General features: G+C 69.5%; 10 protein-coding genes. 7 read left to right on the top strand and 3 right to left on the bottom strand.

Annotation, left to right across the window (positions count from 1 at the left end; genetic code table 11):
• Window positions 1–117 precede the first annotated feature (117 nt).
• From ACFU95_RS33265 to ACFU95_RS33275, 3 genes are all read left to right on the top strand, one after another.
• On the top strand, window positions 118–627 hold the full coding sequence (locus tag ACFU95_RS33265; RefSeq protein ID WP_383835360.1) for a hypothetical protein: 510 nt from the start codon (window positions 118–120) through the stop codon (window positions 625–627).
• A gap of 1,325 nt (window positions 628–1,952) precedes the next feature.
• Window positions 1,953–3,689, top strand: a complete 1,737-nt coding sequence (locus ACFU95_RS33270) for a replication initiator (protein ID WP_383835363.1) — start codon at window positions 1,953–1,955, stop codon at window positions 3,687–3,689.
• Entirely contained in the window at window positions 3,686–4,423 is a 738-nt protein-coding gene (locus tag ACFU95_RS33275; RefSeq protein WP_383835366.1) for an ABC transporter permease, read from the top strand. The genes ACFU95_RS33270 and ACFU95_RS33275 overlap by 4 nt, the downstream gene beginning before the upstream one ends.
• Before the next feature lie 82 nt (window positions 4,424–4,505).
• Here ACFU95_RS33275 and greA read toward each other — a convergent pair whose 3' ends face one another.
• Window positions 4,506–5,006, bottom strand: a complete 501-nt coding sequence (gene greA / locus ACFU95_RS33280) for a transcription elongation factor GreA (protein ID WP_383835369.1) — start codon at window positions 5,004–5,006, stop codon at window positions 4,506–4,508.
• Between the two features lie 261 nt (window positions 5,007–5,267).
• Window positions 5,268–5,666 (bottom strand): DUF4307 domain-containing protein, encoded by a 399-nt coding sequence (locus ACFU95_RS33285; protein WP_383835372.1) that lies wholly within the window; start codon window positions 5,664–5,666, stop codon window positions 5,268–5,270.
• Window positions 5,667–5,835: 169 nt separating this feature from the next.
• Between ACFU95_RS33285 and mca the strand changes: the two genes are divergently transcribed.
• Both mca and ACFU95_RS33295 read left to right on the top strand, forming a co-directional pair.
• Window positions 5,836–6,696: a mycothiol conjugate amidase Mca gene (gene mca / locus ACFU95_RS33290; protein ID WP_383835563.1), complete on the top strand. Its 861-nt coding sequence runs from the start codon at window positions 5,836–5,838 to the stop codon at window positions 6,694–6,696.
• Complete coding sequence (locus ACFU95_RS33295) at window positions 6,689–6,949, top strand: hypothetical protein (RefSeq protein ID WP_383835375.1); 261 nt, start codon at window positions 6,689–6,691, stop codon at window positions 6,947–6,949. The genes mca and ACFU95_RS33295 overlap by 8 nt, the downstream gene beginning before the upstream one ends.
• A gap of 158 nt (window positions 6,950–7,107) precedes the next feature.
• On the opposite strand, the gene ACFU95_RS33300 is transcribed toward ACFU95_RS33295, so the two are convergent.
• Window positions 7,108–10,311, bottom strand: a complete 3,204-nt coding sequence (locus ACFU95_RS33300; RefSeq protein ID WP_383835378.1) for a tetratricopeptide repeat protein — start codon at window positions 10,309–10,311, stop codon at window positions 7,108–7,110.
• Window positions 10,312–10,710: 399 nt separating this feature from the next.
• Between ACFU95_RS33300 and ACFU95_RS33305 the strand changes: the two genes are divergently transcribed.
• Complete coding sequence (locus ACFU95_RS33305) at window positions 10,711–11,253, top strand: hypothetical protein (RefSeq protein ID WP_383835381.1); 543 nt, start codon at window positions 10,711–10,713, stop codon at window positions 11,251–11,253.
• Between the two features lie 30 nt (window positions 11,254–11,283).
• Window positions 11,284–13,341, top strand: coding sequence for a thioredoxin domain-containing protein (locus ACFU95_RS33310; RefSeq protein ID WP_383835384.1), 2,058 nt, complete (start codon window positions 11,284–11,286; stop codon window positions 13,339–13,341).
• Window positions 13,342–13,464 lie beyond the last annotated feature (123 nt).

The following is a 13,464-nucleotide window of genomic DNA, read 5'->3' on the forward strand; positions in this document are numbered from 1 at the left end:
CCCTCCGCGAGAGGTCCACGCCGAACATGTGAAGTTGCGAGCCGTCGCGTGAAATGAACGGTCAGACACCAGTCCGGAAAACGCGAGGCCCCTCACACCTACGGGGGCGAAGGAGTGTTGCGGCTGACCGTGCAGCGCGACGGGTCCGCCGTGGGTCCCTTCGTCGGCTCGTCGGCCTTCATGCGGCTACGGCAGCAACGCCAGACGCGCCGACATGTTCGGGAGTACTTGGGCGGCGAACCCTGGCCAGCCGACGGCGTCAAGTCCATGACGTCGCTCTCGCCCGAGGACATCGGGGACTGGCTACCAATGTTCGCTATCGGACTCCAGACCCAGGGAGTCTTCCCGTGGGCCGAGACCTACGAAGACGGCTCGTACACGCTCTGGCTGCGTGACACGGCTGTCACCTCGTGGGCCACAGTCGATTACGAACCGGGCCGGGACGAATTCGAGGTCTACCAGTTCGGCCCCCGAGACCTCTGGGATGAGGTCGCCCTCGCGTACTCGCACTGGGACGCTATGGACAGGCCCGGGTGGGGGAGGTTCGGCCTGACGGTCGACGGCGAGACTGGCGAACACACCCCCTGGCTCGACCAGCCGAGCAATACCCTGCGCCCGATCGGCTGACTTCCTCCGAATCCCCGACCGTCCCCCGCCTACGGCCAGATGAGGGGGACGGTCGGGGATCCGCATTTCACCTGGTAGTGGCGTGGCTTGGGCACGCCGCCGGCCGTAGAGGCTTTGGGCGGGAGCTGCCATGGGGCGAGTGAACAGGGGGCCTTACGCTGCCCTGCGGATCGGGCAGTCTTTGGGACCTGCCCGCAATAGCCCGATCGGCCCCCTGTTCTTAGAGGCTCGCTCCATGGTGGCTGCCTAAAGCCTCGTAGGCCGTCGGCCCCCAGCCCGAGAGGGTTTGCGCCGGTCCCGGCAGATCAATCGTTCTTCGAATTCTGAGTGAGGTGCCTATGTGGTCGTGTAGTGCTCAGTTCGCGCCCTCTCCGCAAACGCAGGCTGAGGCGTTCTATCTGGCAGGAGTAGAACCAGACATCGATCTCAAGCTGATTCTGCGGTGCGAACTGGGAGCGCATAAGGGGACGGATCACTCGGCGGGGATCGTGGAGCCGCATGATCCCTCGGGGCGCATGACCTGGGTGTGGTGGCGCTCTGGAGTGGAAGTTCGTGATCCGTGCCCTGTGCGTCGGTTCGGGGACGATGATGTTGACCGGAGGAACAACGACTTGTGCGCGCTGTTCGCAGGTCATGAGGGCGAGCACTCCTGGCCGATGCTGCTGGATGAGGATGAGGGCTGACTGGTGAGCGCCGGTGGTCCGGCCCGGTGCCGTGATGGCTGGAGGCTGTGAGCTACGGGCCCCAGCTCACGGAGAGGGCGCGGGCGAGGTGGGCTGTGCTGAGTCTGGCTGGCTAGTCAGGGCTCGCCTCGTCCCGCGCCGGGGCGGCGGCGCCCCGGACCGGACCGGCCGAAGGCCGCATGCCGGGCCGGGGTGGCTTGAAATAAGTAAAGCCAGATTCCGCCACGCACTGAACCGCTGCCCGCTCCCCTCTCCTGAAGGGCGCATGGCCCGGAGAGTAACCGGCCGCATAGCCAAGCAAGGTTCCCGCTGCCGGGTCCGTCCGGCTCTCTCATACCTGACGGACACTCAAATTCTGTTAATGCAAGGGCAAATCGGCTCGCCACAGCGATGGGCCGGTGTCGGCTGACGGAATTCGCACTCCGGTCAATTGGTGCAGGCTCCAATGGTTCCCGCTGGTCCGGTGGTGTTCATCACGAAAAAGTCACGGGCTACTGCCGGTGACAACTCATGCAATGCAAAGGCAAGTTGGCTGCGCCTGACCAGGGCGTACGCAATACATGTGCGCCCTGTAAGCGCAAAGGAGAGAAGCCATGAATACCCGCCATCTACTTCCTGACCTGAGGCTCTGGAGGCCGCGTTATGTCCGGCGAATCCGGCAACACCATCACACGCCCTATCAGCCCGTCCGGCACGTCTTCCGATCCGGCCGGGCGTTCCGTCGTGCTGGCGCGCGAACAGCGAGTGCAAGCTCCCTCAGAGGCGGACCGTGACCTTGGTCGGCTAATCCGAGATCCGCTCTTTTCGCGCTGGAAGGAGCAGATCAAATCCATCGGTGGCTGCGCCCACCCGATCTACCTGTCCGGTTCGACCGTCACTCGTGATGCGGTTACGGGTGAGGTGCTCTCGTCCTGTTCGACGGACGGGGAGCCGGGTGAGCGGCTGGCGGTGCGCTGCCGTAACCGGCGGGCCTCGGTGTGTGAGCCGTGCGCTTACCTGCATGCCGGGGATACCTTCCAGCTCGTTCGCGCGGGCCTGTCCGGCGGCAAGGGTGTGCCCGATACGGTGCGGGATCGCCCCCTGCTGTTCGTCACCCTGACTGCTCCGTCCTTCGGGCTGGTGCATCGGGTGCGCGACGGGGAGCGGTGCCGTCCTCGCCGGGACGATCCGCGCTGTGAGCACGGTCGGCGGCTCGGCTGCGGCCTGGTGCACACCGAGGACGCCCCGGCGGTTGGTCTGCCGCTGTGCCCGGACTGCTACGACTACGTCGGCCATGTGCTGTGGCACGCGCATGCCGGGCGGCTGTGGGACCGGTTCACCACCTCCGTGCGCCGCTATCTGGCCTCGGCCGGTGGGGTGCCGCGTTCCAAGCTCGGTGACCACCTGGTGGTGTCGTTCGCCAAGGTCGCTGAGTTCCAGCGGCGCGCGGCCGTCCACTTTCATGCGGTCGTGCGGATGGACGGTCCGGACGGCCCCTCCTCGTCCGCCCCGGACTGGGCAACAGAAGACGTCCGCAGGCTGGTCGAGGAGTCCTTGGGGACTGTGCCCCAGCGTGCCGAGTCCTATCGTCGACGGCTGGCGGAGCTGGATGACCAGATTGAGAAGAAGCGTGCCAGTCGCAAGCGCAAGATTGCTCTCCTTCTCGCCTCCGTCAGCGATGACCAGGACGACGATGACGACGCCAAGCTTGTTGAAGAGATGAAGGCGGAGCTGAAGCAGCAGGAAGCCGACCTTGTTGCCGAGCGTGAGCGCGTTGCCGAGTGGCTGTGCGAGGTTGAGGGCCAGGAAGGCCGTGCTCAGCACATGCTCGCCAAGATCGAGAAGGTTGACGGTCGCTTGGACGACTTCACCTTCGAGCAGAAGCAAGATGTGCTGGACCTACTCGACGTGCGCGTGCAGATCACTGGCAAGGGCGAGCCTCGCCACAAGGGGGTGACAGACCCGATCGCTGAGTGGCACCGAGAGACCGGCGTGACCATCCCTGTCGAGATCACGGACGAGCAGTGGCGGGAGGTCGAGCGCATCGTCTCGCCCAGCCGCCAGTGGAAGGACGTCCGGGGCGGGTTTGACGCGATGCTGGACAAGATCCGTTCAGGGAAGAACTGGAAGGACTATGACCGCTCGGAGCGGATTGGCGGACGAGGCTGGGCGGCCCTGTATCGGCGTGCACAGCATTGGTGGGGCAACGGGGAGTACGAGGGTGCGCTAGCGGCCCTGGCGCCCTATGAGGGCGTTGCGCCGCCTCCCCTCTACGTGCTGCCTCCTATGGAGGTGACGGGCACGGCCGATCCGGAGTACACCGCTGAACGGGCTGGTCGGGGCGGTAGTGACTCCGAGTGGAACCACGCGAAGATCGGGGCAGAAGTTTCCCCGAGATGATCATCTATGGGCTCATCCAGCCGATCATGTTCGTGGTGCTGTTCACCTACGTCTTCGGCGGATCCATGCAGATCGGCAGCAGCACCAGCGCCGTCGACTACAAGAACTTCCTGATGGCGGGCATCTTCGCGCAGACCGTCACGTTCGCCACCGCCAGTTCCGGTGGGGGCATCGCCGACGACATGCACAAGGGGCTCATCGACCGCTTCCGCTCGCTGCCCATGGCGAGGGGCGCGGTGCTCACCGGGCGCACCTTCGCCGACCTCGTCCAGACCGCGCTGACCCTGGTCGTGCTGGCGGTGGTCGCCCTGCTGGTCGGCTGGCGCATCGGGTCGGACGGGAGCACCAACGCCGCCAGGGTGCTCGGGGCCTTCGGACTGCTGCTCCTGCTCGGTTACGCGTTCACCTGGATCGGTGCCCTGATCGGCATGTCCGTCCGTACGCCCGAGGCGGCCACGTCCAGCGGACTGATCTGGCTCTTCCCGGTCACCTTCATCTCGAACGCGTTCGTGGACACCAGCCACATGACCCCGTGGCTGCGCCACATCGCCGAGTGGAACCCCTTCAGCGCCACCGTGCAGGCCTGCCGGGTGCTGTTCGCCAATCCGGGCCAGTCGGCGTCGGACGCCTGGCCCATGCAGCATCCGGTCTGGGCCTCGCTGATCTACTCGGTCCTGATCATCATCGTTTTCCGCACCCTGGCGGTACGCAAGTACCGCTCCGCGACAGCGTGACGAAGCCCCCGGCGCCACGGGGGCGCCGGGGGCTTCGTCAAGGACACGGCGTCGGCCGGGACCGGCCGACGCGCGGTCCGGGTCAGCCGTTGTAGGGCTCGGCCTTGAGGATCTTCACCGAGGCCGTCTTGCCGTTCGGCAGCTCGTACTCGGCGTCCTCGCCGACCTTGTGGCCGATCACGCCCGAGCCGAGCGGGGACTGCGGCGAGTACGTCTCGATGTCGGAGCTCGCGTACTCGCGCGAGGCGAGCAGGAAGGTCATCGTGTCGTCCTCGTCGCCGTCGAAGGCGATCGTCACGACCATGCCGGGCGCCACCGCACCGTCCGCCGACGCCGGCGCCTCGCCGACCTTGGCGTTCTCCAGGAGCTGGGTCAGCTGGCGCACTCGGAGCTCCTGCTTGCCCTGCTCCTCCTTGGCCGCGTGGTACCCGCCGTTCTCGCGCAGGTCGCCCTCCTCGCGCGCGGCCGCGATCTTGGCGGCGATATCCGTGCGCGCAGGACCAGACAGGTACTCCAGCTCGGCCCTGAGCTGGTTGTACGCCTCCTGGGTCAGCCAGGTGACGTTCTCACTGGTCTGGGTCACAGGTGCTCCTCGTAGGTACTGGGAATACAAAGCATCGCCCTACCCAGAAGGATGTTCCTTCACGGATGGGCGAAACCACGAGCCTAACAATTCAATGGCCGAAGGGGGAGGACATAAGCCATCAGAATCACGTCAACGCAGGTCAGCGGGTATGTAATCCAGACACGACCAGTCGAGGGCGACCAGGAGTGGTCGATTTCGGTCAGCCTGTTCCGCGAGCGTGATCAGCCGGTGTGAGCGGCCGTGTGATCAGCCGTGTGATCAGTCGCTGTGGCAGCCGAGCAGCTCGGCCGTCGTGCCCTGGGACGTCGTACGCAGCGTGACGACCTTGTCGATCCGCGTGGCGTCGCCGTCGAAGCGGAAGTCGGCCCGGCCCACCTCGGCGCCGCTCTCCGCCTGGGAGCGCAGCGTGCAGTAGCCGGAGGCGCCGGCGTCCTTGCGGACCTCCAGATGCACCTTCACCGAGGTCTTGCCGGCGTCGAACTCGATGACCTCGGCGCTGATCTTGTTCTGGCCGACGTAGTGATAGGCGAAGTAGCCGACCAGTGCCAGCACGACCGCCCCGAGGACGGCGCCGACGATCTTGAGCGTGCGGTCGGCGCGCTCGTCCGAGGAGCGGCCGTAGCGGCTCTCGGGCAGCCGCGTGCTCGCCGTACTCATGATCGTCCTCTCGGCCGGGGCGGGACGGATGTCCCGAAACGGGGCCCCGGGGCCGTACCCCGGAATTATCCGCCCCCCGATTCGGTCACTATAGAAGCCGCCGTTCGCCCCCGAAGACACCGGGGCGCCGACTTACGAGGATTGAGTCTTGACTGACCAGCTGCGACTGATGGCCGTGCACGCCCACCCCGACGACGAGTCGAGCAAGGGCGCGGCCACCATGGCGAAGTACGTGTCCGAGGGGGTGGACGTGCTGGTCGTGACCTGCACGGGCGGGGAGCGCGGCTCCATCCTCAATCCGAAGCTCCAGGGCGACAAGTACATCGAGGAGCACATCCACGAGGTACGCAAGAAGGAGATGGACGAGGCCCGCGAGATCCTCGGGGTCAAGCAGGAGTGGCTCGGCTTCGTCGACTCCGGACTGCCCGAGGGCGACCCGCTGCCGCCGCTCCCCGAGGGCTGCTTCGCCCTGGAGGACGTCGACAAGGCGGCCGGTGAGCTGGTGAAGCAGATCCGTTCCTTCCGTCCCCAGGTGATCACCACCTACGACGAGAACGGCGGCTACCCGCACCCCGACCACATCATGACCCACAAGATCTCGATGGTGGCGTTCGAGGGCGCGGGGGACAGCGAGAAGTACCCGGAGGCGGAGTACGGCCCCGCCTACCAGCCGCAGAAGCTCTACTACAACCAGGGCTTCAACCGCCCCCGCACCGAGGCGCTGCACCAGGCCATGCTGGACCGCGGCCTGGAGTCCCCCTACGGGGACTGGCTCAAGCGCTGGGACGAGTTCGGCATGAAGCAGCGCACGCTGACCACGCATGTGCCGTGCGGTGACTTCTATGAGATCCGTGACAAGGCCCTGATCGCGCACGCCACCCAGATCGACCCCGACGGCGGCTGGTTCCGCGTCCCGCTGGAGCTTCAGAGGGAGGTCTGGCCGACGGAGGAGTACGAGCTGGCGAAGTCCCTCGTCGATACCTCCCTCCCCGAGGACGACCTCTTTGCGGGCATCCGCGACAATGCCTGACATGAGCGCAAGCGCAAGCCTGGCAATGACACAGCTCGCCACCCTCGCCAAGGAGGTGGACGAGGACAAGGTCACCCCCGGTGTCCTCGGCTTCATCGTCTTCGCGGTGATGGCACTGGCGGTCTGGGGCCTGATGAAGTCCATGAACCGCCACATGAACAAGGTCGACTTCAAGGAGGCCCCGGATCCCGGGGCGGGTGCCTCCGGCGACGGCGACAGCGTTGACACGGCGGGCGCGGACGCGAAGCGCTGACCGCGCGGCGCTGACCGCGCGGCGATGCGGTGACGGCATGATTCCGTGGTGCCCGGTGGCATCGGGGGGTCATGCCGTGTGGCATGCCTGCTCCACCGTGGCGCCCGCCCGGCCGAACTGCTCCACCACGGGCGCCCGCCCCGCCGAACAGCGCCGATTCATCGAGACGAAGCCGCGGTCGGTACTCCCATGACCTCTCTGGCATGCCGGTTCGGCACCATCCCCAACCGCCAGGCCTGCCAGCCGACCTCCAGGTCCACGCCTCGTTCCAGCAGCAGCAGATAGGCCTCGACGAAGTCGTCCAGCTTCCCGTCCCGACGGCCGTGCCCGCTCCGTGCCAGCTCCGTCAGTTCCTCTTGCGCCACAGCCGTCCCGACCTCGACGCCGCCGGGCGCCGCGTACGGCAGCAGCGTGCAGCGCAGGAAGCGCGCCCAGTCCTCGCCCCTGCGGTCGCCGTAGGACGAGAACAACGCCACCGCGTCGTCGCACAGCGCCAGTGCCTGCTGGGTACGGGCGTTCCCGGCGTCCACCACCGCGAGCTCCAGACATGTCCACGCCTCTCCGTGGGCGACGCCGATGCGCTGGAAGTTGGCGCGGGCGTCCACGAGGAGCTGGCGGGCGAAGCCGGAGTTCTTCAGCGAGCCGGTCTGGGCGGCCCGCTGGTCCCGGGTGACGCGGGCCGAGTGGTGCCGGGCGCAGGCGAGGCCGTAGACGTCCTGCATGCGCGAGAACATCGTGCGCGAACGTTCCAGCTCGCGCACCGCCACGTCCAGGTTGCCCGTCTCCTCCAGGGCCTGGCCCAGGTAGTAGACGGACCAGGCCTCGCCGCGCGCGTCCTCGTTGTCGCGGTGCCGGGCGGCCGCCTGGCGCAGACCGTCCACCGCCGGGGACGGGTCGCCGGCGACCAGGCGGGCGCGGGCCAGCTGGGTCAGCGCCCAGGCCTCCCCGCGGGCGTCGCGCGTACGGCCGTACAGCTCCAGGGCCTGGCTCAGCTCCGACTCCGCGCGCGGGACGTCGCCCATGCGCAGCCCGAGCTGGCCGAGCTGGAAGTGGGCCCACGCCTCGCCGTGCACCGACTCGCCGGCCCGGTGCAGGACCAGGGACTCGGTCAGCAGGTCCATCGACTCCGAGACGCGGCCCCGGTCCCGTTCCACCGCCGCCAGCGCGTGCATCGTCCAGGCGCGGTCCGTCGCCAGCTGGGGAGCCGACTGCAGGTCCAGGGCCGCCCGGAGCTTGGCCACGGCCTCGGTGAGGTTGCCCTGGTGGTGGAGCGTGATGCCGAGGGAGCAGAGCGCGCGGGCCGCGCCCGCGTCGTGGTGGGCCTCCATATAGAGGTCGACCACCGAGGTCAGGGTCGTGCGGGCCTTGTCCAGCTCGCCGAGCTGGCGGGCCGCGATGCCGGTGCGCCACTGCACCGAGCGCACCAGCAGGCCCTGGTCCACGGCCTGGGCCAGCTCGCTGATCTCGCCGAGGCGGTAGAGGTCGCCGCGCAGCAGGCAGTAGTCGCACAGGGCGCCCAGCAGATTCAGGACCGCCGCCTGGTTGACGTCCTCCGCGTGCCTGAGCGCCGCCGTGATGAAGCTGGACTCGTCGTCCAGCCAGCGCAGGGCGTCGTCCAGCGAGGTGAAGCCGTGCGGGCTGAAGCGGTCCGAGCGGGTCGACATGTTGCCGTCGACCAGGCGCAGGACGGACTCCGCGAGGTCGGCGTAGTTCACGATCAGCCGCTCCTGCGCCGCCGTACGCTCCGCCGCCTCCTCCTCGTCGAGGAGACGGGCGTGGGCGAAGGCGCGGACCAGGTCGTGGAGGCGGTAGCGGTTGCCGCGTACATGGTCGATCAGGCCGGAGCGGGACAGGGCCACCAGGTGGCGCGTCGCCTCCGCCTCGTCCGTGGCCAGCAGCGCGGCCGCCGCCGCCGCGCCCAGCGAGGCACGGCCCGCCAGGGCCAGCCTGCGCAGCAGGCGCCGCGCCGCCTCCGACTGGTCCGTGTAACGCAGCCACAGCACCCGCTCGACCGGCTCCACCGGGCCGTACGCGCCGAGGTCCGTCGCCAGCGTGCGCGGTGACCGCGGGCCCAGCGACGAGCCCGCGATGCGCAGCGCCAGCGGCAGCCCGCCGCACAGCTGCCCTATCCGGTCGGCGGCTTCGGCGTCGTAGGGGGCCGAGGAGTCCTGGGCCGCCGCGGTCAGCAGTTCCTCCGCGCCCGCCGCGTCCAGCGGCTCCACCGGCAGCTGGTGCACCCAGGCGGCGAGATCCGCGGGCAGGTCGAGGGGCTCCCGGGCGGTCACCAGGACCAGGCTGTCGGAGCGCTCGGGGACGAGGGTGCGGACCTGCGCCGCGTCCGAGGCGTCGTCCAGTACGACGGTGACCGGGAGGCCGGTGAGGTGCTGGTGGTAGAGCTCGCTCAGCCGCTTGACCTGCTGGTCGGTCGAGGAACGCTCACGGAACAGGAGCTGCTCGCGGGGTGCGCCCAAGCGGTTCAGCAGGTGCAGGAGCGCGTCTCTCGTGGACAGCGGCGCCTCCTCCGTCGTGTCGCCGCGCAGATCCACCACGCACGCGCCGCGGAACTGGTCCTTCAGGTCGTGGGCCGCGCGGATCGCCAGTGCCGTACGCCCCCCGCCGGGCGCGCCGTGCAGGACGACGACCGTCGGCTTCGTCTCCGTACTCGCCCGCGCCGCCTGGACCCACTGCCGGATGCGGGCCATCTCCTGTCTGCGGCCCGCGAACGAGCCTGCCGGCGCCGGGAGTTGACCGAACGACTGCTCCAGCACGTTCCGGCCGCGGGCCGCCGCGCTCTTGTCGGCGCCCTTGAGCCGCCGCCCGGTCTGCTTCGGGCCGGTGGAGGCGTTCAGCACCCGCTGCTGGTCGAGGAACGGACGGATGCCCCGTACCTCCAGCGCCGTCAGCCACTGCAGCCGCAGCTGTTCCGGTCCGCCGGGCTGGCTGACGGCGCCCGCACGGTGGTGCGCGGCGGGCAGATGCGTGCCGGCCACCTTCACGACCGCCGCCGCCGCGCCGACGACACCCACGGTCACGCCCGCGCCCACGGCCGTCCCCGCGCCGGTGCCGAGCGCCAGGTCGGACACGGCGGCCGCGAGCGCCGCGACGCCCGCCACCATCAGGGGCGTACCGCCGCCCTCCCGCGCGAACCGCTGCCCGAAGGTGAGCCGGCCGGCCTCCGCCTCGTCCAGCGCGCGGGTATACGCCTCGTACTCCTCGGCCGCCGCCTGCGCCATGGCGTCCAGCGCCCCGCGCGCCCGCGACAGCAGCACCTGCCCGTCGACGCGCCCGCCCGAGCGCCGCACCTCCTCCTCCACGGCCCGGGCCAACAGCCGCTCGGCATCGGTCCGATGGCTGTCTCGCATGTCACGTCCCCCTCCGGCGGAAACAGCGTTCTTGGTCAAGTGTGCTGCGAACGGGGCGATGTGGGGAGGGGGCCGGGTGATCGTGGGGCGTCGCTCCGGGGCACGGTGGGTGGCCGTGGGGTTCCGGGCAGCGGGGTGCCGGGTGCCGAGTGGTGTGGGGAGAGTGTGCGCGGTCGAGGCGTCGATTGGCGCCGCGCGGTGCCATGGCTATGGTGATCGCGGACACTCGGTGGAAAGGGCGGGGGAGACATGAGTTGGGCGAACAACGGGCCTGCGGGTGCGCCGCAGGGACAGCCGTACACGCCACCGGAGCCTCCTCCGCCGCAGGGGCCCCAGCCGCCGCGTTGGGCCTGGTGGGTTGGCGGGATCCTGATCCCCCTGCTGGGGATCCTTGTCTCGGTGCTGGTGAGCCAGTCGGACTCGTCGGGCGACGACGGCGACCGGAACGTGGAGTCGGCGCCCACTTCGGCCGCGCGGTCCGGCGGCGACGAGGGGCAGGGCGGCGGCGAGACGCAGAGCAGCGCGCCGCCGGCGGCCGCCGCCGAGACGTGGGAGAAGGTCTACGGGCCCGTCAAGCTCGAGGTCGAGAAGACGGACATCTCCGGAACGAATATCGACCTGGACACGCCGAAGCAACCCCTCGCGAATGCCGGCGACGGCGCGGACTTCTCCTTCGGGGCGGAGTTCCTCGATCCGTCGCTCTCGGTCCCCGGCGACGCGAAGTACCTGGCGCCGTGGCCCGACCCCGGTACCGCACCGACGCCCGAGGGCTGTATGGAGAGCGTGGACACCAACGGTAGCTACAGCGCGACGGTGAAGCGGGGCGAGCAGTACTGCCTGCTGACCGGCGAGGGCCGGATCGCCCACATCAAGGTCCGCACCGCGCCGGACAGCGGCGGCGGAATTCTCGACGTGACCGTCTGGGAGTCGTCTGACGCGTGACACGTGGGGTACTGCGGCAGGATGGACCCCATGCCGAACCGACTGGCTCACGAGACGTCCCCCTATCTGCTCCAGCACGCGGACAACCCCGTCGACTGGTGGCCGTGGTCGGCCGAGGCCTTCGAGGAGGCTCGCAAGAGCGGCAAACCGGTCCTGCTCAGCGTCGGCTACAGCAGCTGCCACTGGTGCCATGTGATGGCGCACGAGTCGTTCGAGGACCAGGAGACGGCCGACTACCTCAACGCCCACTACGTCAGCGTCAAGGTCGACCGCGAGGAACGCCCCGACGTGGACGCCGTCTACATGGAGGCCGTCCAGGCCGCCACCGGCCAGGGCGGCTGGCCCATGACCGTCTTCCTCACCCCGGACGCCGAGCCCTTCTACTTCGGCACGTACTTCCCGCCCGCACCCCGGCAGGGCATGCCGTCCTTCCGCCAGGTGCTGGAGGGCGTGCGCAGCGCCTGGGCCGACCGGCGGGACGAGGTCGCCGACGTCGCGGCGAAGATCACCCGCGACCTCGCCGAGCGGGAGATCTCCTACGGCGGTACCGAGGCACCCGGCGAGGAGGAACTGGCGCAGGCGCTGCTCGGGCTGACGCGGGAGTACGACCCGCAGCGCGGCGGGTTCGGGGGCGCGCCCAAGTTCCCGCCGTCCATGGTGGTCGAGTTCCTGCTGCGCCACCATGCGCGGACCGGCGCCGAGGGCGCGCTGCAAATGGCCCAGGACACCTGCGAGCGCATGGCCCGGGGCGGTATCTACGACCAGCTCGGCGGTGGGTTCGCGCGCTACTCCGTCGACCGTGACTGGGTCGTGCCGCACTTCGAGAAGATGCTCTACGACAACGCCCTGCTGTGCCGTGTGTACGCCCACCTGTGGCGCGCCACCGCCCGCGGCGGAGCCGCTGATGAGCACAGCGAGCTCGCCCGCCGCGTCGCGCTGGAGACCGCCGACTTCATGGTGCGGGAACTGCGCACCACCGAGGGCGGGTTCGCCTCCGCGCTCGACGCCGACAGCGACGACGGGACCGGCAGGCACGTCGAGGGCGCGTACTACGCGTGGACGCCGGAGCAGCTGCGCGAGGCGCTCGGCGACGAGGACGCCGAGCTCGCCGCCCGGCACTTCGGCGTCACCGAGGAGGGCACCTTCGAGCACGGCTCGTCGGTGCTCCAGCTGCCGCAGCAGGACGGTCTGTTCGACGCCGAGAAGATCGCCTCGATCCATGAGCGGCTGCTCCGGCAGCGCGGCACGCGCCCCGCGCCCGGCCGGGACGACAAGATCGTCGCCGCCTGGAACGGCCTCGCGATCGCCGCCCTCGCCGAGACCGGCGCCTACTTCGACCGCCCGGACCTCGTCGAGGCCGCCCTCGGCGCCGGTGACCTGCTCGTTCGGCTGCATCTCGACGACCACGCCCGCCTGGCCCGGACCAGCAAGGACGGCAAGGCCGGCGTCAACGCGGGTGTGCTGGAGGACTACGGCGACGTCGCCGAGGGCTTCCTCGCGCTCGCGTCCGTCACCGGTGAGGGCGTCTGGCTGGAATTCGCCGGGTTCCTGCTCGACCACGTCCTCGCCCGCTTCGTGGACGCGGAGTCCGGCGCCCTCTACGACACGGCCGCCGACGCCGAGCAGTTGATCCGGCGTCCCCAGGACCCCACCGACAACGCCGCCCCGTCCGGCTGGAGCGCGGCGGCCGGCGCCCTGCTGAGCTATGCCGCGCAGACCGGCGCGGAGCCGCATCGGGCCGCCGCCGTGAAGGCGCTGGGCGTCGTCAAGGCCCTCGGCCCGCGCGTGCCCCGCTTCATCGGCTGGGGGCTGGCCGTGGCCGAGGCCAACCTCGACGGGCCCCGCGAGGTCGCGATCGTCGGACCGGGGCTGGACGACGAGGCCACAAGGGCCCTGCACCGTACGGCACTTCTGGGCACCGCCCCCGGTGCCGTCGTGGCCGTCGGGACTCCGGACAGTGACGAGCTTCCGCTTCTCGCCGATCGCCCGCTGGTCGGCGGTGAACCGGCCGCGTATGTCTGCCGTAATTTCACGTGTGACGCGCCGACGACCGACCCTGAGCGACTGCGCACGTCGCTGAGCGGCTAGGGGTCGAGGACCACCGGAAAACGGAAGCGGAAGGCGTGGTTTCCGCATGCCCAAATTGGGTGTGTGTTCGGATAGATCGCGCTTTCTGACGCACCGTTCCGAAACAAGCTATTTATCGGAACA

This window comes from Streptomyces sp. NPDC057623 (assembly GCF_042800355.1).
Taxonomy (GTDB): domain Bacteria; phylum Actinomycetota; class Actinomycetes; order Streptomycetales; family Streptomycetaceae; genus Streptomyces.

Coding starts and splice junctions, on each gene's coding strand:
- ACFU95_RS33270 (WP_383835363.1), top strand. CDS start 1,953: ATGTCCGGCGAATCCGGCAACACCATCACACGCCCTATCAGCCCGTCC.
- ACFU95_RS33275 (WP_383835366.1), top strand. CDS start 3,686: ATGATCATCTATGGGCTCATCCAGCCGATCATGTTCGTGGTGCTGTTC.
- ACFU95_RS33285 (WP_383835372.1), bottom strand. CDS start 5,666: ATGAGTACGGCGAGCACGCGGCTGCCCGAGAGCCGCTACGGCCGCTCC.
- mca (WP_383835563.1), top strand. CDS start 5,836: ATGGCCGTGCACGCCCACCCCGACGACGAGTCGAGCAAGGGCGCGGCC.
- ACFU95_RS33295 (WP_383835375.1), top strand. CDS start 6,689: ATGCCTGACATGAGCGCAAGCGCAAGCCTGGCAATGACACAGCTCGCC.
- ACFU95_RS33300 (WP_383835378.1), bottom strand. CDS start 10,311: ATGCGAGACAGCCATCGGACCGATGCCGAGCGGCTGTTGGCCCGGGCC.
- ACFU95_RS33310 (WP_383835384.1), top strand. CDS start 11,284: ATGCCGAACCGACTGGCTCACGAGACGTCCCCCTATCTGCTCCAGCAC.